17 protein-coding genes are annotated in these 19,407 nt (G+C 60.5%); 4 read left to right on the forward strand and 13 right to left on the reverse strand.

Features of this window, described 5'->3' with window-relative positions:
• Positions 1–26: 26 nt before the first annotated feature.
• The 4 genes from ACZ89R_RS16280 to ACZ89R_RS16295 form a co-directional block, all read right to left on the reverse strand.
• Complete coding sequence (locus ACZ89R_RS16280; RefSeq protein WP_429545236.1) at positions 27–1,751, reverse strand: putative 2-aminoethylphosphonate ABC transporter permease subunit; 1,725 nt, start codon at positions 1,749–1,751, stop codon at positions 27–29.
• On the reverse strand, positions 1,751–2,827 hold the full coding sequence (locus ACZ89R_RS16285; protein ID WP_429545235.1) for a putative 2-aminoethylphosphonate ABC transporter ATP-binding protein: 1,077 nt from the start codon (positions 2,825–2,827) through the stop codon (positions 1,751–1,753). The genes ACZ89R_RS16280 and ACZ89R_RS16285 overlap by 1 nt, the downstream gene beginning before the upstream one ends.
• A gap of 223 nt (positions 2,828–3,050) precedes the next feature.
• Entirely contained in the window at positions 3,051–3,914 is an 864-nt protein-coding gene (locus ACZ89R_RS16290) for a LysR family transcriptional regulator (RefSeq protein ID WP_476241473.1), read from the reverse strand.
• Between the two features lie 16 nt (positions 3,915–3,930).
• Entirely contained in the window at positions 3,931–6,186 is a 2,256-nt protein-coding gene (locus ACZ89R_RS16295) for a heavy metal translocating P-type ATPase (protein WP_429545234.1), read from the reverse strand.
• Between the two features lie 84 nt (positions 6,187–6,270).
• On the opposite strand from ACZ89R_RS16295, the gene cadR reads away from it, so the two are divergent.
• Complete coding sequence (cadR, locus tag ACZ89R_RS16300) at positions 6,271–6,720, forward strand: Cd(II)/Pb(II)-responsive transcriptional regulator (protein WP_007897786.1); 450 nt, start codon at positions 6,271–6,273, stop codon at positions 6,718–6,720.
• A gap of 130 nt (positions 6,721–6,850) precedes the next feature.
• Here the strand turns inward: cadR and ACZ89R_RS16305 are convergent, their stop codons facing one another.
• From ACZ89R_RS16305 to ACZ89R_RS16315, 3 genes are all read right to left on the reverse strand, one after another.
• The gene (locus tag ACZ89R_RS16305) at positions 6,851–7,822 is read right to left on the reverse strand and encodes a thymidylate synthase (RefSeq protein ID WP_429545233.1); all 972 of its coding nucleotides are present in this window, start codon (positions 7,820–7,822) and stop codon (positions 6,851–6,853) included.
• A 64-nt stretch (positions 7,823–7,886) separates the two neighbouring features.
• Positions 7,887–8,693, reverse strand: coding sequence for a prolipoprotein diacylglyceryl transferase (gene lgt / locus ACZ89R_RS16310; protein ID WP_008007345.1), 807 nt, complete (start codon positions 8,691–8,693; stop codon positions 7,887–7,889).
• An 82-nt stretch (positions 8,694–8,775) separates the two neighbouring features.
• Positions 8,776–9,558 (reverse strand): sulfite exporter TauE/SafE family protein, encoded by a 783-nt coding sequence (locus tag ACZ89R_RS16315; RefSeq protein WP_429545232.1) that lies wholly within the window; start codon positions 9,556–9,558, stop codon positions 8,776–8,778.
• 134 nt (positions 9,559–9,692) lie between these two features.
• Between ACZ89R_RS16315 and ACZ89R_RS16320 the strand changes: the two genes are divergently transcribed.
• A complete protein-coding gene (locus ACZ89R_RS16320; protein WP_429545231.1) occupies positions 9,693–10,439 on the forward strand; it encodes an NRDE family protein in 747 nt (248 codons plus the stop codon).
• An 87-nt stretch (positions 10,440–10,526) separates the two neighbouring features.
• Here ACZ89R_RS16320 and ptsP read toward each other — a convergent pair whose 3' ends face one another.
• Both ptsP and ACZ89R_RS16330 read right to left on the reverse strand, forming a co-directional pair.
• Positions 10,527–12,806, reverse strand: coding sequence for a phosphoenolpyruvate--protein phosphotransferase (gene ptsP, locus ACZ89R_RS16325; protein ID WP_192344949.1), 2,280 nt, complete (start codon positions 12,804–12,806; stop codon positions 10,527–10,529).
• 22 nt (positions 12,807–12,828) lie between these two features.
• Positions 12,829–13,308 carry an RNA pyrophosphohydrolase gene (locus ACZ89R_RS16330; RefSeq protein ID WP_007897732.1) on the reverse strand — a complete coding sequence of 160 codons (480 nt, stop codon included), beginning with the start codon at positions 13,306–13,308 and terminating at the stop codon, positions 12,829–12,831.
• A 143-nt stretch (positions 13,309–13,451) separates the two neighbouring features.
• Between ACZ89R_RS16330 and ACZ89R_RS16335 the strand changes: the two genes are divergently transcribed.
• Positions 13,452–14,108 carry a histidinol-phosphatase gene (locus ACZ89R_RS16335; RefSeq protein WP_429545230.1) on the forward strand — a complete coding sequence of 219 codons (657 nt, stop codon included), beginning with the start codon at positions 13,452–13,454 and terminating at the stop codon, positions 14,106–14,108.
• An 84-nt stretch (positions 14,109–14,192) separates the two neighbouring features.
• Here ACZ89R_RS16335 and ACZ89R_RS16340 read toward each other — a convergent pair whose 3' ends face one another.
• The gene (locus tag ACZ89R_RS16340; protein WP_429545229.1) at positions 14,193–14,618 is read right to left on the reverse strand and encodes a DUF2269 domain-containing protein; all 426 of its coding nucleotides are present in this window, start codon (positions 14,616–14,618) and stop codon (positions 14,193–14,195) included.
• Between the two features lie 39 nt (positions 14,619–14,657).
• Entirely contained in the window at positions 14,658–16,172 is a 1,515-nt protein-coding gene (gene ilvA, locus ACZ89R_RS16345) for a threonine ammonia-lyase, biosynthetic (RefSeq protein WP_429545228.1), read from the reverse strand.
• Between the two features lie 335 nt (positions 16,173–16,507).
• On the opposite strand from ilvA, the gene rpiA reads away from it, so the two are divergent.
• Positions 16,508–17,182 carry a ribose-5-phosphate isomerase RpiA gene (rpiA, locus tag ACZ89R_RS16350; RefSeq protein WP_052964602.1) on the forward strand — a complete coding sequence of 225 codons (675 nt, stop codon included), beginning with the start codon at positions 16,508–16,510 and terminating at the stop codon, positions 17,180–17,182.
• A 130-nt stretch (positions 17,183–17,312) separates the two neighbouring features.
• Here rpiA and ACZ89R_RS16355 read toward each other — a convergent pair whose 3' ends face one another.
• Both ACZ89R_RS16355 and ACZ89R_RS16360 read right to left on the reverse strand, forming a co-directional pair.
• A complete protein-coding gene (locus tag ACZ89R_RS16355; protein WP_429545227.1) occupies positions 17,313–18,230 on the reverse strand; it encodes an SdiA-regulated domain-containing protein in 918 nt (305 codons plus the stop codon).
• A gap of 167 nt (positions 18,231–18,397) precedes the next feature.
• Entirely contained in the window at positions 18,398–19,327 is a 930-nt protein-coding gene (locus tag ACZ89R_RS16360; protein WP_429545226.1) for an SdiA-regulated domain-containing protein, read from the reverse strand.
• Between the last annotated feature and the right edge of the window lie 80 nt (positions 19,328–19,407).

The following is a 19,407-nucleotide window of genomic DNA, read 5'->3' on the forward strand; positions in this document are numbered from 1 at the left end:
TTTGAGTTGAGGTGTGGGGGGGTAAATCAATGACTGGGCGCGGTCTGCCGCCAGGCCTGGGAGCGGTGCAACAAACCTCGCGAAGCCCAGGCCAGCAGCAGGGACACGCCCGCCGAGGTGAACAGAATCAGGGTCGACATCGCCGCCGCGCCGCCGACGTTGCCGGCGTCGTCCATGTTCAGCACCGCCACCGCCGCAAGGATGGTATCGGGGCTGTAGAGGAAGATCGCCGCCGAAACGGTGGTCATGGCCGAGACGAACAGGTAACGCACGATGTCCAGCAATGCCGGCAGGCAGATCGGCACGGTGACCCGCAGGTAGTGCCGGTACAGCGGCGCCTTGAGCGACAGCGCGGCGGCTTCGAACTCGGCATCGAGTTGGCGCAGCGCGGTGGTGGCGCTCATTTGTGCGGTGGTCAAATAGTGAGCAATGGTGCAGACCACCAGCAGGGTCATGGTCCCGTAGAGCACATGCAACGGGTTGCCGGTCAGATTGAAGAAGAAGACGTAACCCAGGCCCAGCACCAGACCCGGCACCGCCATCGGTACGAAACTGAGCATGCGCAGTGTCAGATTCAGTCCGCGCTGACCCTTGGTTTTTTCCATCAGGTAAGCCCCGGTGAAGATCAGTACGCTGCCGATCAACGCCGTACACAACGCCATCTTCACGCTGTTGCCATAGGCCAGCCAGCCGCCACCTGCCGTGTCGTTGAACTGGTAATGATTGAGCGACAGCGACAGGTTGTACGGCCAGAACTTCACCAGTGATGAGAACACCGCCATGCCAAACACCAGCAACAACACCGCGCAGATCAACAGCACGATGGCCAGATAACAAGCGTCGCGCAGCGTCGATGGCGCCGGTTGAAAGACCTGCGCCCGACCGCTCATGGAGTCGCCGTGACGCCGACGCAGCCAGGCGTCGACACCGAAGCTGAACAGCGCCGGCAACAGCAGGACCATGCCGATCAACGCACCGCGACCGAATTGCTGCTGGCCGACCACGGCTTTGTAGGCCTCCAGCGCCAGCACTTGATAGTCGCCACCGACCACCACAGGCACGCCGAAGTCGGTGATGGTCAGCGTAAAGACGAGGCAGAACGCCGCGAACACCGCCTGACGGGTCGCCGGCCAGGTGATGCTGCGAAAAGCTTTCGCCGGACTGGCGCCCATGCTGGAAGCTGCATCGAACAGTCGTGCATCCGCCAGGGACAGCGCCGACAGCAAAATCATCAAGGCGTGTGGGAAGGTGTAGATGACCTCGCCCAGAACAATGCCCCAGAAGCCGTAGATATTGTCCGAGAGCAAACCGCGCAACATGCCCTGGTTGCCGAACAGGTAAACCAGCGCAATGCCCGGCAGCATCGACGGCGCCATCAGCGGCAACAGCGACATGCCGCGCCAGATGCTTTTGCCGGGAATCAATGTACGTTGCAGCGCGTAGGCAAACAGATAAGCCAGCGGTACGACAATGGCCGCGACGCTGACAGACACTTTCAGACTATTGCCGAGCAACCAGTGGAAATTCGCACTGGTCAGCAGTTCACGGGCAGCCACCAGACCACCGCCCTGCCCGGCTTCGGAACTGAAACCGCGCCAGAAGATCGCCAGTAACGGCATCAACACCGCAACGCCAAGCAACACCAGCAACAGAACCTTGCCGCCGACCACGAATAGCCGATCGCCGATCTCGGCACGGGAGGTCTGCCGAACCTGCTTGTGCGGTATCGGCAGCGCGACGTTCGCGCTCATCAGGCAAACACCTGCAGGCTGCGCGGCGGCAAGGCGACCATGATCTGCTGCGCGCCAAGACGCGGCATGGCTTCCGGCGCCAGTTCCGCCAGTAGCGCATGACCCGGCAGTTGATCGAGTTCGAAGCTCATGCGGCAGCGGTTGCCGAGAAAAGTAATCTCGCGAACCTTGGCCGAGAACAGGTTTTCTTCATGCACCGGCGGGTTGACGTTGATCGCTTCCGGGCGGCAGAACAAACGTCCAGACGCGGTTTTAGCGCTGCCTTCGGCCAGACGCATGTTCATCCCGCCGACCTGGGCATGACTGTCGCTGCTCCGGTGGAATGGCAACCAGTTGCCCTGACCGACGAACTCCGCCACAAACGGTGTGGCCGGGCGGTCGTAGATTTCCTGCGGTGTGGCGTACTGCTCGACCTTGCCGTTGTTCATCACGGCGATGCGGTCGGCCATCAGCATGGCTTCATCCTGATTGTGGGTAACCATCAGGGTGGTGATGCCGAGGTTGCGCTGCAATTGGCGCAGTTCGGTGCACAGATGCTCGCGGACCCGGGCATCGAGCGCCGACATCGGTTCGTCCAGCAGCAACAATGAAGGGGCCGGCGCCAGGGCTCGAGCCAGTGCGACTCGCTGCTGCTGACCGCCGGACAACTGACCCGGGTATTTTTTCTCACTGCCGATCAGGCCGACCAGCTCCAGCATCTGACCGATGCGCTGGCGCACTTCATCGCGACCGATGCCGGCTAGGCCGTAGGCAATGTTCGCTTCGACGGTCAGATTGGGGAACAGGGCGTAGGACTGGAAGAGAATGCCGTAATCCCGAGCCTGAGGTGCCAGGTGGGAAACGTCGCGATCGCCGAGGTACAACTCGCCGCTGTCTTGTTTCTCAAGGCCGGCGATGCAGCGCAGCAAGGTGGTTTTGCCACAGCCCGACGGCCCCAATAGGCACACCAGCTCACCGGCCGCCACGTCGAGGGAGACGTTATCCAGCGCGGTGAACGCACCGAAGCGTTTCTGCACACCGCGCACTTTCATCGGCGCACCGGGGTTGGTCAGGGCAGTTGCAGTCGAGTGGTTCATGGACAGACCTCATCAAGCAGATGAGGGCCATCCTAGGTTTGCAATGCGTCCGTCATGTGGCAGCGAGGCAAAAACGACCGATAGTGGTATTCGGGGATTTGGGTTGGATGCGGCGGCGACCGGACGGACGCCATCGCGAGCAGGCTCGCTCTCACATTTGAAATGCATTCCCCCTGTGGGAGCGAGCCTGCTCGCGATGGGGACAGCCCGGTCACCACAACCTTTATGCCGGGGCCATTTCCTGCGCCAACCCCAGAAACGCCGCCGGCAGCCGCGCACCTTTTCGCTCTTTGAGGCAATACAGATACTCAGGAATCTGCGGCGCATTTTCGATGCTCAGCACCCGCAATTGCGGATCGTGAGGCACTTCCTGCCGAGCAATGATGCTGATACCAATGTTGCGCAATACCGCCTCACGAATCGACTCGCGGCTGCCAATCTCCAGCAGCGGCCCGAAACTCACCCCGGCGCCGGCCAGCAACTCTTCGGTCAAGCGCCGAGTGGTCGAGCCCGATTCGCGCATCAACAAGGTATGCCCCGCCAAGGCACTGAGCGACACATGATCATGCACCGCCAGCGGATGATTGCGATGCACCGCCAGCACCAACGGATCGCTGCCGAGCACCCGGCGGATCAACCGCGCATCGTCCAGCAGCTGCGAGGACGCCGCGACATCGACCCGGTAATCCTCCAGCGCCTCGAGCACCTGTTGGGAGTTGCCGATTTCCACCGACACCTCCACTTGCGGCAAGCGCTCGCGAAAGGTCTTCACCAGATCGAGGATGTAATACGGCGCCGTGGCAGCGATGCGCAATGTGCCCTGGACCTGACCGCTGTTGCGCAGGAAGAACTCAATGTCGGCTTCCTGCTGCAACAGCGCCTTGACCATCGGCAACAACCGCGCGCCTTCGTCGCTGACGCTGAGGCGGCGACCGCCACGGTAGAACAGCTCAACCGAGTACTGGCTTTCCAGATGCCGAATCTGGGTCGTTACCGTCGGTTGGCTCAGGCCGAGCTTTTTCGCCGCCAGGGTAATGCTGCCCAACCGGGCAACCATGTAAAACGCCTTCAGCTCGGCACTCAGCACACCCTTCCCTCATCGTCTATTTGCGCAACAGGCGCAAACCGTTGAACACCACCAACAGGCTCACGCCCATGTCAGCGAACACCGCCATCCACATGGTGGCGATCCCGGCGAAGGTTACCCCAAGAAAGATCGCTTTGATGACCAATGCGAGGGCAATGTTCTGTTTGAGGATATTCGAAGTCTGCCGCGACAGGCGGATGAAAGCCGGAATCTTGCGCAGATCGTCGTCCATCAGGGCGACATCAGCGGTTTCGATGGCGGTGTCGGTGCCGGCCGCCGCCATGGCGAAACCGATCTCGGCCCGCGCCAGAGCCGGTGCGTCGTTGATGCCGTCGCCGACCATCCCGACCCGATGGCCTTGGGCATACAGCGTTTCGATGGCTTGCAGCTTATCAGTCGGCAACAGATCGCCCTGCGCCTGATCGATGCCCACGTGGGCGGCGATGGCCTGAGCGGTGTGAACATTGTCGCCGGTCAGCATCAGGGTTTTGATGCCCAACTCATGCAACTGCTGGATCGCTTCGCGACTGGACGCTTTCACGGTGTCCGCGACGGCAAACAGCGCCAAGGGACCCGACTTGTCGAGCAACAGCACCACGGATTTGCCCTGTTTCTCCAGAGCAAACAGCTGCTCTTCCAGCGCTGGCGAACACAGGCCCAAATCTTCCACCAGGCGGTGATTGCCCAAGTGGTAGAGCTCACCGTTAATCTCGCCGCGCACACCACGCCCCGCCAGAGCTTCGAAGTTATCCACAGTCAGTGGCACCGGATGCTTATCCACAGCCGCGCTGGCGATGGCCAGCGACACCGGGTGATCCGAACGACCGGCCAGTGCCGCCGCAATGGCCGGGGCAATTGCATCAGCGATTGGATCGAGGGACACATAGTCGGTCTGCACCGGTTTGCCGTGCGTGAGGGTGCCGGTCTTGTCGAGGGCCAGGTAATCGAGTTTGTGACCGTGCTCCAGATAGACGCCACCCTTGACCAGAATCCCTTTGCGCGCCGCGGCCGCGAGACCGCTGACGATGGTCACCGGGGTGGAAATCACCAAGGCACACGGGCAGGCGACCACCAGCAACACCAGCGCCCGGTAGATCCAGTCGAACCACAGCGCATCCATGAACAGCGGCGGAATCACCGCCACGGCCAGGGCCAGGATGAACACTGCCGGGGTGTAGATTTTCGAGAAGGCGTCGACGAAACGCTGGGTCGGGGCGCGTGCACTCTGAGCCTGTTCCACGGCGTGAATAATCCGCGCCAGGGTCGAATTGTTCGCCGCCGCGGTTACCGTGTATTCCAGCGAACCGGACTGGTTGATGGTGCCGGCGAATACTTTGTCGCCGATGGCTTTCTCCACCGGCAGGCTTTCACCGGTGATCGGCGCCTGATCGATGGTCGAGTTGCCGGACAGCACTTCGCCGTCCAGACCGATCCGCTCGCCGGGACGCACCCGCACCCGCGCACCCAGTTCGATGTTTTTGACCGATTGTGCGACCCAACTGCCGTCGGCCTGCTGCACCGTGGCTTGCTCGGGGGTCATCTGCATCAGCCCGCCAATGGCGTTGCGCGCCCGGTCCAGAGACCTGGCTTCGATCAATTCGGCCACGGTGAACAGAAACATCACCATCGCCGCTTCCGGCCATTGACCGATCAGAATCGCGCCGGTCACCGCGATGCTCATCAGCGCGTTGATGTTCAGGTTGAGGTTTTTCAGGGCGATCCAGCCCTTTTTGTAAGTGCTGAGGCCACCGCTGAGAATCGAGATCAGCGCGATAACTGCCACCACCCAGTTTGGCGCCGCACTGGTGAAGTGGATAAGCTCGGCGGCCAGCGCCCCGACGCCGGACAATGCCAATGGCCACCAGGGCTTTTTCTCAGGCGCCGGAATTGGCGCTTCGACGCCCGGCTCCAGCGGCTCGGCGTGCATGCCGAGCGACTTGATCGCATCGATGATCGGCGCGGTGCCTGGCAGGTCATGGGTCACGCCCAACACCCGGTTGATCAGGTTGAATTCCAGTTGCTGCACACCCGACAGCTTCCCGAGTTTGTTCTGGATCAGCGTCTGTTCGGTCGGGCAGTCCATGGCCTCGATACGGAAACTGCTCAGCCGCGCACCGGCGGTCGGCGTCTCGCTCAACTTGATCAGCGACGGCGCTGCTGCTTTGGAGGAACAGCAGGAATCCCCGTGGCCGCCATGCTCATGCTTGTGCACAGGCTGCAGCTTGTGGCTGTGATCGTGCCCGGGTTTGTGGGTGTGAAGAGAATCGCTCATTGGTCGCGTCCATGAAGGTGCCTGTTGCCAAGTAAAGACCCTGTAGCCACTATAGGGTCAAGCACCCTTTTGGAGATTGTTGCGATGAAAATCGGAGAACTGGCGAAACTCACCGACTGCGCCGTGGAAACCATCCGCTACTACGAGCGCGAAAACCTGCTGCCGGAGCCGGCCCGCAGCGACGGCAATTACCGCGTCTACACCCAGGCCCACGCCGAGCGCCTGACTTTCATCCGTAACTGCCGCACCCTCGACATGACCCTCGAGGAAATCCGCAGCCTGCTGGCCCTGCGCGACAGCCCGCAGGATCAATGCGAAAACGTCAACGCGTTGATCGACGAACACATCCACCATGTGAAGGCTCGAATCGATGGTTTGCTGGCCTTGCAGACACAACTGCTCGACCTGCGCCAACGCTGCAGCGAAGGGCCGGATATCGATCAGTGCGGGATTTTGCAGCGATTGGAAGTGAGCGGCGGGGTTGTGGCGACGGAGGTTGAGCATTCCCATGTCGGGCGTAGTCACGGCCACTAAGAACACCACAACTCTGTAGGAGCTGCCGAAGGCTGCGATCTTTTGATCTTGTTTTTCGGCGGCTTCAATACCGTCAAAGATCAAAAGATCGCAGCCTTCGGCAGCTCCTACAGGGGGTTGGCGTGACGCTTCAGACCGCCATCGGCGCGGTCATCGGCGCATGGTGTTCATAGCCTTCCAGCGAGAAATCGCTTGGCTCGATCTGCTCCAGCCATTCCGGTTGATAAACACCGGTCTTGGCAAACTCCGGCACGCGGTCGGAAATCACCAGTTTGGGCATCGGGAACGGCTCGCGCTTGAGCTGTTCGTTGAGCATGTCCAGGTGGTTTTCGTAGACGTGGGCATCGCCGATGAAATAGGTGAACCAGCGCGGTGTGTAACCGGTCAGGCGACCGATCAGGCTCAGCAGCGCGGCGCCTTCGGTGAGGTTGAACGGCGTGCCAAGGCCCAGGTCGTTGGAGCGGATGTAGAGGGTCAGGGAGATTTCCCTGGTCTCGACATTCGGGTGGAACTGGTACAGCAAGTGGCACGGCGGCAAGGCCATTTCGTCGAGCTGCGCGACGTTCCAGCCGTGGAACAGGATGCGACGACTGCCCGGGTCCTTGATGATGGTGTCGACACACTGGCGGACCTGGTCGATCGCCTTGTACAGCACCACATAGGCCTGACCGTCTTCTTCGCCTTCGGCAATCTGACGATAACCCTGGCTCAGGGTCTGCTCGATGGCGGCCTGATTGCTGACCGGAATCTGCTTGTACGCCGGCCATTTGCGCCATTGCACGCCGTAGATCTCGCCGAGGTCGTCTTCACCCTGACGGAACGGGTTGGCCAGCCACTGCGCGTTTTCGTTGGCGTTCTGGTCCCAGACCTTGCAGCCCAGCGCACGAAATTCGGCGGCGTTGTTCACCCCGCGCAGAAAACCGCACATCTCGCCGATGGCGGATTTGAAGGCCATCTTGCGAGTGGTGATCGCCGGGAAACCTTCCTGCAGATCGAAGCGCAGCATCGCGCCCGGAAAGCTGATGGTGTTCACGCCGGTACGGTTGGCCTGTTTGGTGCCGTTCTTGATGGCGTGGGCGACCAGTTCGAGATATTGCTTCATGAATTACCTGTGTCCTTGAACCCGGGACCGTCGCCCCGGGGTTCGAATTTATAGCGCCTGCTTTTTATACAGCAGCTGCGGGGGCCGCCGGAGCGCGTCGATAAGCCAGCCAGATCAGGAACAGCCCGCCGACGATCATCGGTACGCACAGCACCTGGCCCATGGTCAGCCAGTTCCAGGCCAGATAACCCAGTTGCGCGTCTGGCACGCGAACGAATTCGACGATGAAGCGGAAGATGCCATAGAACAGCGCGAACATCCCGGACACCGCCATGGTCGGCCGCGGCTTGCGCGAGAACAGCCAGAGGATCGCGAACAGCGCCACACCTTCCAGCGCGAACTGGTACAGCTGCGACGGGTGACGCGCCAGTTGCGCCGGATCGGTCGGGAAGACCATCGCCCACGGCACGTCGGTCGCCTTGCCCCACAACTCGGCGTTGATGAAGTTACCGATGCGCCCGGCACCCAGGCCGATCGGCACCATCGGCGCGACGAAGTCCATCAGCTGGAAGAACGACTTGTCGTTCTTTTTACCGAACCACAGCGCCGCCAGCATTACACCGATAAACCCGCCGTGGAACGACATGCCGCCCTTCCACACTTCGAAGATCAGGGTCGGGTTGGCCAGATAGGCGTTCAGATCGTAAAACAGCACATAACCCAAACGTCCACCGACAATGACCCCCATCGACATCCAGAAGACCATGTCGGAGAGTTTCTCCTTGGTCCAGGTCGGGTCGAAGCGGTTCAGCCGGCGTGATGCCAGCCACCACGCGCCGCCGATGCCGATCAGGTACATCAGGCCGTACCAGTGGATTTTCAGCGGACCGATGGCCAGGGCCACCGGGTCGATCTGCGGGTAAGGCAGCATTGCGACTCCTCGTTAGAGTTGAAACCTTCAAATGCCCGGGCGACGCTGTCACGCCAGGATTAAGCCAGGATTGCGCTATGCGTCAGAGCAAGAAGCTCAAGCCGACGCAAAACAGCAAAGCGGCAAACAGTCTTTTCAGCAAGCGCGGCGACAGCGTGTGAGCCAGTCGCGCACCGAGGCGGGCGAATACCATGCTGGTCAGGGCGATCCCCAGCAGCGCCGGCAAATAAACAAAACCGAGACTATGGGCCGGCAGCAGTGAATCGTGCCACCCCAGAATCATGAAACTTAATGCACTGGCCAGGGCGATTGGCAGGCCACAGGCCGACGAAGTGGCCACCGCCTGCTGCATCGGCACGCTGCGCCAGGTCAGGAACGGCACGGTCAACGAGCCGCCGCCGATCCCGAAAATCGCCGAGGCCCAGCCAATGACGCTGCCAGCCACGGTCAGACCGACTTTGCCCGGCACCGTTCGGCTGGCTTTGGGTTTGAAGTCCAAAGCGAGTTGAACGGCGATGATCAGCGCAAATACACCAATGATCTTCTGCAAATTCGGCCCGGAAATCGCTTCGGCAGTCAGCGCGCCGAAACCGGCACCGATCAGAATACCTAGCGTCATCCAGGCAAAAATCGGCCAACGTACGGCGCCGCGGCGATGATGCTCGCGGACCGCATTGATCGACGTAAAGATGATCGTCGCCAGGGAGGTGCCGACTGCCAGATGCGTCAGGATCGACGCATCAAATCCCTGCAAGGTGAAACTGAACACCAGCACCGGGACAATGATGATCCCGCCGCCTACCCCGAACAGCCCGGCCAGCACGCCCGCACAGGCGCCTAGCGCCAGATAGAGCAGAAATTCCATGGCCACATCCCCAAGCATCCCGAATCAGGAGCGGCATGGTAACGGAAGCATGGCCTCTGGCTCCACTGTGGATGGCGATGGATCGATGAGCGATGTCTGCGTAGAGTGAGCAAAAAACACACAAGGACCACCTTATGTGCCTGATTGTTTTTGCCTGGCGGCCAGGTCATGCCCAGCCGCTGATCGTGGCGGCCAACCGCGACGAATTCTATGCCCGTCCCAGCCAGCCCCTGGCGCAATGGCCACATGCCCCGCACGTGTACGCCGGTCGCGACCTTGAGGCTGGCGGTACGTGGCTCGGGGTCGGCGCCAATGGGCGCTTCGCCGCGCTGACCAACATCCGTGATCCCCTTCAGCCGCCGGCGCGCAAGTCGCGAGGCGAACTGGTGGCGCAGTTTCTCAGCGGGGACATGTCGATTGACGACTATTTAACGGACGTTGTCGGACGTTCACCTGAATATGCCGGGTTTAATCTGTTGATTGGCAATGCCAACGAGCTATGGCACTTCAATGCCCGGGAGACGGAGGCAGTCATGCTCCAACCGGGCATTTATGGGTTATCTAACGCAGGGCTGGATACGCCGTGGCCGAAAGTGCTCAAGGCCAAGGCAGCATTGAGCGAGGTGTTGGACGATCCGCAGCCGCAGGCGCTATTGGCTTTGCTAAGCGATCCGCAGACGGCACCGCTTGCCGAACTGCCGGACACTGGCGTGGGGCAGGCTACCGAGACGTTGTTGTCGAGCGTGTTTATCAAGAGCCCGACTTACGGGACACGGGCGAGCACGGCGTTGATTGTTCAGGCGGATGGGGGAAGGCATATGGTCGAAAGGAGTTTCGGGCCGTATGGGGGGCATCTTGGGGAAGTAGAGATCAAAATCTAAAAGATCGCAGCCTTCGGCAGCTCCTACAGGGTTTTGCGTACACCTGTAGGAGCTGCCGAAGGCTGCGATCTTTTTGCGTCCACTCGGTTAGAGGGTCTTGACCGAAGCCGGATTGATCATCCGCGCCAACCCAAGGTTCTTCAGCGCCAACTGCAGTGAGCTGTGGATAACTTGCGGGTTGTCGATGGTCATCAGCTCCGCCAGCAATTCCTTGGCCTTGCTCAGGTTGATCTGACGCAGCATCCACTTCACTTTCGGCAAGTTGGTGGCGTTCATCGACAGGCTGTCGAAGCCCATCGCCATCAACAACACCGCCGCCGCCGGGTCACCGGCCATTTCGCCGCAGATACTCACGGGCTTACCTTCGGCATGGGCATCACGCACCACGTTCTGCAAGGCTTGCAACACTGCCGGGTGCAGGTAGTCGTAGAGATCGGCCACCCGCGGGTTGTTGCGGTCCACGGCCAGCAGGTACTGGGTCAGGTCGTTGGAGCCGACCGACAGGAAGTCCACTTGTCGCGCCAGTTCCCTGGTCTGATACACCGCCGCCGGAATCTCGATCATCACGCCAACCGGCGGCATCGGCACGTCGGTGCCTTCGTCGCGGACTTCGCCCCAGGCCCGATGAATCAGGTGCAGGGCTTCTTCCAGTTCATGGATGCCGGAAATCATCGGCAGCAGAATACGCAGGTTGTTCAGGCCTTCGCTGGCCTTGAGCATTGCGCGAGTCTGCACCAGGAAGATTTCCGGGTGGTCGAGGGTCACACGAATGCCGCGCCAGCCGAGGAACGGGTTGTCTTCCTTGATCGGGAAGTACGACAGCGCCTTGTCGCCGCCGATGTCCAGGCTGCGCATGGTCACCGGTTGCGGATGGAACGCGGCGAGCTGCTCGCGATAGATTGCCAGCTGCTCCTTTTCGCTCGGAAAGCGCTGGTTGATCATGAACGGCACTTCGGTGCGGTATAGACCCACGCCTTCGGCACCGCGCTTCTGCGCCCGTGCCACGTCCGCCAGCAGGCCAGTGTTGACCCACAGCGGCATGCGGTGACCGTCGACCGTTACACACGGCAAGTCCCGCAATGCATCCAGCCCGAGGGCCAGCTGTTTCTCTTCCTCGACCACCTCGGCGAACTGCTTGCGCAGCACGTCACTGGGGTTTGTATAGACCTCACCGTGGTAGCCGTCGACGATCATCTGGATGCCGTCGACCTTGGAGTACGGCAAGTCGACCAGGCCCATCACCGTCGGAATACCCATGGCGCGCGCCAGGATCGCCACGTGGGAGTTGCCGGAACCGAGTACCGACACCAGACCGACCAGCTTGCCTTCCGGCACCTCGCCGAGCATCGCCGGCGTCAGTTCTTCGCTGACCAGAATGGTGTTGTCGGGGTAGACCAGGGTCTGCTGCCGCTCTTCCTGCAGATAAGCCAGCAAGCGCCGACCGAGATCCTTGACGTCCGAGGCGCGCTCACGCAAGTAGGCGTCGTCCATCAATTCGAATCGGTTGACGTGTTCGGTGACCACCTGACGCAACGCGCCCTGAGCCCACTGACCAGTCTTGATCACCGTGGTGATTTCGCTGCCGAGCGAGGCATCGTCGAGCATCATCAGGTAAACGTCGAACAGCGCCCGTTCTTCAGGCCGCAGCTGGGTCGCCAGCTTGGCGGACAAGGCACGCATGTCGGCGCGCACGCCTTCGATGGCGGTCTTGAACAGCGCAAGCTCTGCGTCAATGTCGGCGATAGTCTTGTCCGGCACCACATCCAGATCGGCCGGCGGCAGCATGACGACCGCGGTTCCGACCGCCGCGCCCGGCGAACCCGGTACCCCGACGAACTTTGCTTCCTGGATACCTTTGCCCTGCCGACCCAGGCCACGGATCGAACCGGTGGCCTCGGCGTGGGCGATAACGCCGGCAAGTTGCGCGCTCATGGTCACGAGGAAGGCTTCTTCACCTTCATCGAACTGGCGGCGTTCTTTTTGCTGAATGACCAACACGCCGACAACGCGACGGTGGTGAATGATTGGCGCCCCGAGGAACGAGGCGTAGCGCTCTTCACCGGTCTCGGCGAAGTAACGGTAGCGCGGGTGATCCGCGGCGTTTTCGAGGTTCAGGGGTTCTTCACGCGTGCCGACCAGGCCGACCAGACCTTCGTTGGGTGCCATGCTGACTTTGCCGATCGAGCGCTTGTTCAAGCCCTCGGTGGCCATCAGCACGAAGCGATTGGTCTCGGGGTCAAGCAAGTAGACCGAGCAGACCTGGCTGCCCATGGCCTCTTTGACGCGCAACACAATAATCCCCAACGCCGCCTTGAGATCCTTGGCGGAGTTAACTTCCTGGACGATCTTGCGCAGCGTATTGAGCATGGCTCGGGGTCGAACTCCGTCGTCAGTCGCGCGCTAAAAGGCGCGGGGCAAGCTCTTTGAGAGCGCGGCGATAAACCTCGCGCTTGAATGTCACCACCTGGCCCAACGGATACCAATAACTGACCCAGCGCCAGCCATCGAATTCCGGTTTACCGGTCAAATCCATCCGCACCCGCTGCTCGTTGGAGATCAGGCGCAGGAGAAACCATTTCTGCTTCTGGCCGATGCACAGCGGTTGGCTGTGCGTCCTGACCAGACGTTGCGGCAAACGATAGCGCAACCAGCCCCGGGTGCAGGCGAGTATTTCAACATCTTCGCGCTCCAGGCCCACTTCTTCGTTCAACTCGCGGTACAAGGCGTCTTCCGGCGTCTCCTGGGGGTTGATCCCTCCCTGTGGAAACTGCCAGGCATCTTGATTGATACGGCGAGCCCATAGCACCTGGCCGGCATCATTCGTCAGAATGATCCCGACATTGGGGCGGAAACCATCGGGGTCGATCACGGCAACAACCTCGCAAACGCATGTCGTCGCATTGTTCCACAAAGGTTGTGAAAGCAGCAACGAGCCGACCTACCTTATGTGCACTCTTGTGAAAAGTCCGTATTCTGGACACCTTTCTACAGACTTTTCAGCGAGTAACTGCAATGCGGCTGGCTTTATTCGACTTGGACAACACGCTTCTGGGCGGTGACAGTGACCACGCCTGGGGCGATTATCTGTGCGAACGCGGTTTCCTCGACGCCGTCGCCTACAAGGCACGCAACGACGAGTTCTATCAGGATTACCTGGCCGGCAAGCTGGATAACGACGCGTACCTGAACTTCTGCCTGGAAGTTCTCGGCCGCACCGAGATGGCCACGCTGGATCAATGGCACCTGGACTACATGCGCGACTGCATCGAACCGATCGTGCTGCCCAAGGGCATCGAACTGCTGGCCAAACACCGTGAGGCCGGCGACAAACTGGTGATCATCACCGCCACCAACCGCTTTGTGACCGGGCCGATTGCAGCACGTTTAGGCGTTGAAACCCTGATCGCCACCGAATGCGAAATGATCGACGGCCGTTACACCGGACGCAGCACCGATGTCCCGTGCTTCCGTGAAGGCAAGGTGACCCGGTTGAATCGTTGGCTGGAAGAGACTGGCCACAATCTGGAAGACAGCTATTTCTACAGCGATTCGATGAATGACTTGTCGTTGCTGGAAAAGGTGGCGAATCCGATTGCTGTTGATCCAGACGTGAATCTGCGGGCCGAGGCCGAGAAGCGGGGTTGGCCGGTGATTTCGTTGCGCGATTGAAGATCAAAAGATCGCAGCCTTCGGCAGCTCCTACAGGTGTTCACATTCCATGTAGGAGCTGCCGAAGGCTGCGATCTTTTCGCTTCACACCGGCTTGGCCTCCATCAACCCGGCAATTGCCACAAAACACACAAAACCCAGCAACGCCAGACCCAGGCTGAACCGCCCCACTCCGCCCGGCGCTTTGCGCAAGCGATTCAAACGCACCAGCAACCAGAACCATGCCAGCGCCGCCACGCTGTACAGCACGCTCGAGGCCAGCAGCCAGGTCTGCCCCAACGGCCAGCCCACCAGATGCACCATCCACCAACCGGTGAACGGCATGCTCAGCAGTGCCAGGCCCATCAATAGCCAGATGAACACCAGCGGTCGTTGCAAGGTACGAGTGTGAGCGCTCGCGTCGCCGTTACGGCGGGCGCGCCAGACCCAGATCGCCAACCCCAGCACACTGATCAATAGCAACACCGTCGCCACGCTATGAGCGATTTTCAGGGCGGTTAACGTTTCCATTGTTCGATTTCCTTATGGCCTGCCGATCAGCGTAGCCGCTCAGCCGAGAAACAGCTGATAGGCCGGGTTGTCGCTTTCGTCCCAGTACGGGTAGCCGATTTCTTCCAGCGCGGCCGGTACCAGATGACGCTCGTCGTGCGGCACTTGCAGGCCCGCGACTACACGGCCATCGGCCGCGCCGTGGTTGCGGTAGTGGAACATCGAAATGTTCCAGCGCCCGCCGAGCTTGTTGAGGAAATTGAACAACGCACCCGGACGCTCCGGGAACTCGAAGCGCAGCACCACTTCATCGACCACCTGGGCGGCACGCCCGCCGACCATGTGGCGGATGTGCAACTTGGCCAGTTCGTTGTCGGTCAGATCGAGCACCGGGAAACCCTGCTCAGTGAGACTGGCGAGCAGCGCACTGCGCGGGTCGTTTTCCGGATGCGTCTGCACGCCAACAAAGATGTGCGCTTCGCTGCCGGTGTTGTAGCGGTAATTGAATTCGGTGATCTGGCGCTTGCCGATGGCTTCGCAGAACGCCTTGAAGCTGCCCGGTTTCTCGGGGATGGTCACGGCAATGATGGCTTCACGACCCTCGCCCAGTTCAGCGCGCTCGGCCACGTGGCGCAGGCGGTCGAAATTGACGTTGGCACCGGAATCGATGGCCACGAAGGTGTGGCCGGTGACACCGCGTTGCTCGACATACTTCTTGATCCCGGCCACGCCCAAGGCGCCGGCAGGTTCAGTGATCGAGCGGGTATCGTCGTAGATATCCTTGATTGCCGCACAGATCTCGTCGGTGCTGACAGTAATCACTTCGTCTACGTAGTCTTTGCAGATATCAAAGGTGTACTGGCCGATCTGCGCCACCGCGACGCCGTCGGCGAAGAGGCCCACGGTCGGCAGGATCACGCGTTCGCCAGCGGCCATGGCGGCTTGCAGGCAGTTGGAGTCGTCCGGCTCGACGCCGATGATCTTGATTTCAGGCCGCAGGTACTTCACGTATGCCGCGATCCCGGCGATCAACCCGCCGCCGCCCACCGGGACGAAGATTGCATCCAGACGCCCCGGGTGCTGGCGCAGAATCTCCATGGCCACCGTGCCCTGCCCGGCAATGGTGTGAGGATCGTCGTAGGGGTGAATGTAGACGTAGCCTTTTTCGTCGACCAGTTTCAGCGAGTAGGCCAGGGCTTCCGGGAACGAATCCCCGTGCAGCACCACTTTACCGCCACGCGAGCGCACGCCTTCGACCTTGATTTCCGGGGTGGTCTTAGGCATCACGATGGTCGCTTTCACGCCCAGAACCTTGGCCGCCAGGGCCAGGCCTTGCGCATGGTTGCCCGCCGACGCGGTGACCACGCCGCGAGCGCGCTCTTCATCGCTCAGCTGCGTCAGCTTGTTATAGGCGCCGCGAATCTTGAACGAGAACACCGGCTGCAAGTCTTCACGCTTGAGCCAGATATCGTTGCCCAGCCGCTCGGAGAGCTGGCGGGCAGTCTGCAATGGGGTTTCTACGGCAACGTCATAAACGCGCGAGGTGAGGATCTTTTTGACGTACTGTTCGAGCATCGGAAAGCATCACTGAGCGGGTTGGGCAGGGCCAAGGAGTCTAACCCGGCTTTTGGGCGGGCGACCACACTAAACAGGTGGTTTTAGCCGCTCGGGAGCGCAAGAGACTCATTGTGGCGAGGGAGCTTGCTCCCGCTCGGCTGCGCAGCAGCCGTAAAACCTGCTTGTGCGGTACGTCTGAAAGAGTGCCGGGGAGCGCTTCGCACTCCAGCGGGAGCAAGCTCCCTCGCCACAAAAGCAAATCTGCTCCGTCTGCCGATTGGACAATGACCTGTCCCATTCGCGAGGCCTATAATGCCGGCCTTTCGTCCCCTCTTCGGCACTTCGGAGCCCGCATGACCCAGGATCAACTCAAACAGGCAGTGGCTCAGGCCGCCGTCGACTTCATCCTTCCGAAACTCGACGACAAGAGCATCGTCGGGGTCGGCACCGGCTCCACCGCCAACTGCTTCATCGATGCCTTGGCCAAGCACAAAGGCGCGTTCGATGGCGCGGTCGCCAGCTCCGAAGCCACCGCCGCCCGCCTCAAAGGCCACGGCATTCCGGTGTATGAGCTCAATACCGTCAGCGACCTGGAGTTCTACGTCGACGGCGCCGATGAAAGCGACGAGCACCTGCACCTGATCAAGGGTGGTGGCGCGGCCCTGACCCGCGAGAAGATTGTTGCGGCCGTGGCCAAGACCTTCATCTGCATCGCCGACGCCAGCAAACTGGTGCCGGTGCTTGGTGCGTTCCCGCTGCCGGTGGAAGTGATCCCGATGGCCCGCAGCCACGTGGCCCGCCAACTGGTGAAGCTCGGCGGCGACCCGGTTTACCGTGAAGGCGTGCTGACCGACAACGGCAACATCATCCTCGACGTGTTCAACATGCAGATCACCAACCCGGTGGAGCTGGAAACACAGATCAATGCCATCGTCGGCGTAGTCACCAACGGTTTGTTCGCAGCCCGCCCGGCCGATTTGCTGCTGCTGGGGACGAGCGAAGGCGTGAAAACCCTGCGCGCCCAATAAGGCATACACAAAGCAAAACCTGTGGGAGCGAGCCTGCTCGCGATGAGGCCATTTCATTCAACATCAATGCTGAATGACAGACCGCTATCGCGAGCAGGCTCGCTCCCACATTGGTTGTTGGGTGTGCCCATCAGGGTTGCGGTGTTTTTTTGAAGACGTAGAACAGGTTCGGCTCGCTGACAAGGTACAAGGTACCGTCATCGTCCATGGCGATGCCTTCCGCTTGCGGCACAGTCTTCTGCAACCCCTGACGCCCCTTGCTCAGTGACAGGGTGGTCAGCGGCCTCCCATCGACATCCAGTTCCAGAATCAGTCGCGATTCATCGGACAGCGCCAGCAGATGGCCGCTACGCTCATCGTATTGCAGGCTCGACAGGTCTCGCACGAACATCCCGGCATCGCGCTTGGGGTTGTTCACCACATGCACCGCGTAGGACTTCTCCGGGTTGTAGTGCGGGAAGCCCTGCACTTCGTAGATCAGCATCGGGTCGCGCTCCTTGGCGACGAACAAGCGCTTGCCCACCGAGTCATAGGCCAACCCTTCGAAACCCTTATTGCCACGCATGTGCACGCCGAGGGTGATCTGTTCAGCGTCGGCGGCATCAAGGAACGTCGTGTCCGCCTCCAGATGAATCTTGATCAACCGTTGCTGGCGCTCGTCGGTGATCACGTAAGTGTCAGCGCTGATGAACTCCACCGCCTCCGGGTCGCCAAACCCGATCAGTGCCACACGCCGCAGGATTTTGCCTTCCAGGGACAATTCGATCAGTTCGGCATTTTTGTTGGTAACCGTGAACAGGCTTTTGCGCACGGGATCGAAGGTCAGCGCCGAAACATCATCGTCCAGCCCCTCAATGACTTGCGCCTCGATCGTTACCTGATATTGATCCAGGCCAATGGACTGGGCATTCATCGGCTGCCATAGCGTCTGCACATTGAACCAGGTGCGCTCGAACAGGCGCAGGTATTGGCCGACGGCAACCAGCATGATCAGCGCAATGACCGACAGGATCAGTATCAGGGGTTTGGGACGGGCAAGTCGGCGCATTCAGGCGGGCTCGGAAACAAGACGGGTGGATGAAATACCACGGCAGTATGAATTCAAGCTTAATGGCCAATGGCCTTTGACGACAATTGCCGAACCCGTAGCGATCTTTGACTTTCAACAATTTTGCCTGCGCCAAAAGATCAAAAGATCGCAGCCTTCGGCAGCTCCTACGGGTGTTTTTCGAAGCGATAGAACAGGTTCGGCTCACTCACCATGTACAACGTGCCCGCTTCGTCCATGGTCACGCCTTCGGCACGGGGAATGGTTTTTTTCAGACCATTGAAACCACCTAGCAGGGTCATGAAACTAACCTGCTCGCCGTTCTCGTCCAATTCCAGCAACAAATGCGAATCAGCGGACAGCACCAGGGTGTGGCCCGTGCGCGGATCGATGGCCAGGGCCGACAGGTTGCGGATATCCAGTTCGTCGCTGGCCAGCTTTTGCTTGTCGCCCTTGAGGATTTGGCTGCCATCGCTTTTCCAGCTGAACAGCGCCGGCGGACGCTCTTCGCCCAGCAGCAGTTGCTGGTTACGCGCATCCCAAACGATCGCCTCGAAGGCCTTATTCTGGTTTTTCGACGGGCCCAGGTCGTATTTCGGAAAACTGGCGATATTCAGTTCCCGGGTATTGGCATCGACCTTGACGATGGAAAGCAGGTGTTTGCGCTCATCGGTAATCGCCAGTAAACCGTTGCCCATGACCGCCACCGCTTCCGGGTTGCCCCAACCCACCAGCGGCATCTTGCGCAACACATCGCCCTGCAACGTCAGCTCGACCAGGAACGGGTTCTTGCCCATCACCGCAAACAGGGTTTTGGTCTGCGGGTCATAAGAAACATCTGACGCTTCGTCCTTCTCCATGCCCGGCAGCAACTTGGCGTCGATCACCGCCCGGTAGTCCGGCAGCCAGATACTCTCTTTTCGCTCGGCCGGGCTTTCAAAGCGCTCCATCACCCAGAGCACGCCGCGATCATCCCAGTGCATCGCAAACACGAGGCCATACACAGCAGCCGCTACCAGCAAAAGCCAGGAATACCAACGCATGACAAAGCGCGAGCGGCGGGCAGTTTTCAGCTTGGACAGCGGTTGGGTGGCCATGCAGGGATGCGTTCCAGAAATTCAGGCTATGGGTAATAGCACATTGGGACTGGCTCAGACGCCAGCAGCCTTGGAATTAT

This window comes from Pseudomonas sp. TE3728, from assembly GCF_056279145.1.

What these genes read in the sequence shown, in the direction of transcription:
- ACZ89R_RS16320 (WP_429545231.1), top strand. Translation starts at nt 9,693, where the DNA reads ATGTGCCTGATTGTTTTTGCCTGGCGGCCAGGTCATGCCCAGCCGCTG.
- ACZ89R_RS16280 (WP_429545236.1), bottom strand. Translation starts at nt 1,751, where the DNA reads ATGAGCGCGAACGTCGCGCTGCCGATACCGCACAAGCAGGTTCGGCAG.
- ptsP (WP_192344949.1), bottom strand. Translation starts at nt 12,806, where the DNA reads ATGCTCAATACGCTGCGCAAGATCGTCCAGGAAGTTAACTCCGCCAAG.
- cadR (WP_007897786.1), top strand. Translation starts at nt 6,271, where the DNA reads ATGAAAATCGGAGAACTGGCGAAACTCACCGACTGCGCCGTGGAAACC.
- ACZ89R_RS16360 (WP_429545226.1), bottom strand. Translation starts at nt 19,327, where the DNA reads ATGGCCACCCAACCGCTGTCCAAGCTGAAAACTGCCCGCCGCTCGCGC.
- ACZ89R_RS16285 (WP_429545235.1), bottom strand. Translation starts at nt 2,827, where the DNA reads ATGAACCACTCGACTGCAACTGCCCTGACCAACCCCGGTGCGCCGATG.
- ACZ89R_RS16335 (WP_429545230.1), top strand. Translation starts at nt 13,452, where the DNA reads ATGCGGCTGGCTTTATTCGACTTGGACAACACGCTTCTGGGCGGTGAC.
- lgt (WP_008007345.1), bottom strand. Translation starts at nt 8,693, where the DNA reads ATGCTGCCTTACCCGCAGATCGACCCGGTGGCCCTGGCCATCGGTCCG.
- ACZ89R_RS16305 (WP_429545233.1), bottom strand. Translation starts at nt 7,822, where the DNA reads ATGAAGCAATATCTCGAACTGGTCGCCCACGCCATCAAGAACGGCACC.
- ilvA (WP_429545228.1), bottom strand. Translation starts at nt 16,172, where the DNA reads ATGCTCGAACAGTACGTCAAAAAGATCCTCACCTCGCGCGTTTATGAC.
- ACZ89R_RS16355 (WP_429545227.1), bottom strand. Translation starts at nt 18,230, where the DNA reads ATGCGCCGACTTGCCCGTCCCAAACCCCTGATACTGATCCTGTCGGTC.
- ACZ89R_RS16295 (WP_429545234.1), bottom strand. Translation starts at nt 6,186, where the DNA reads ATGAGCGATTCTCTTCACACCCACAAACCCGGGCACGATCACAGCCAC.
- ACZ89R_RS16340 (WP_429545229.1), bottom strand. Translation starts at nt 14,618, where the DNA reads ATGGAAACGTTAACCGCCCTGAAAATCGCTCATAGCGTGGCGACGGTG.
- rpiA (WP_052964602.1), top strand. Translation starts at nt 16,508, where the DNA reads ATGACCCAGGATCAACTCAAACAGGCAGTGGCTCAGGCCGCCGTCGAC.
- ACZ89R_RS16315 (WP_429545232.1), bottom strand. Translation starts at nt 9,558, where the DNA reads ATGGAATTTCTGCTCTATCTGGCGCTAGGCGCCTGTGCGGGCGTGCTG.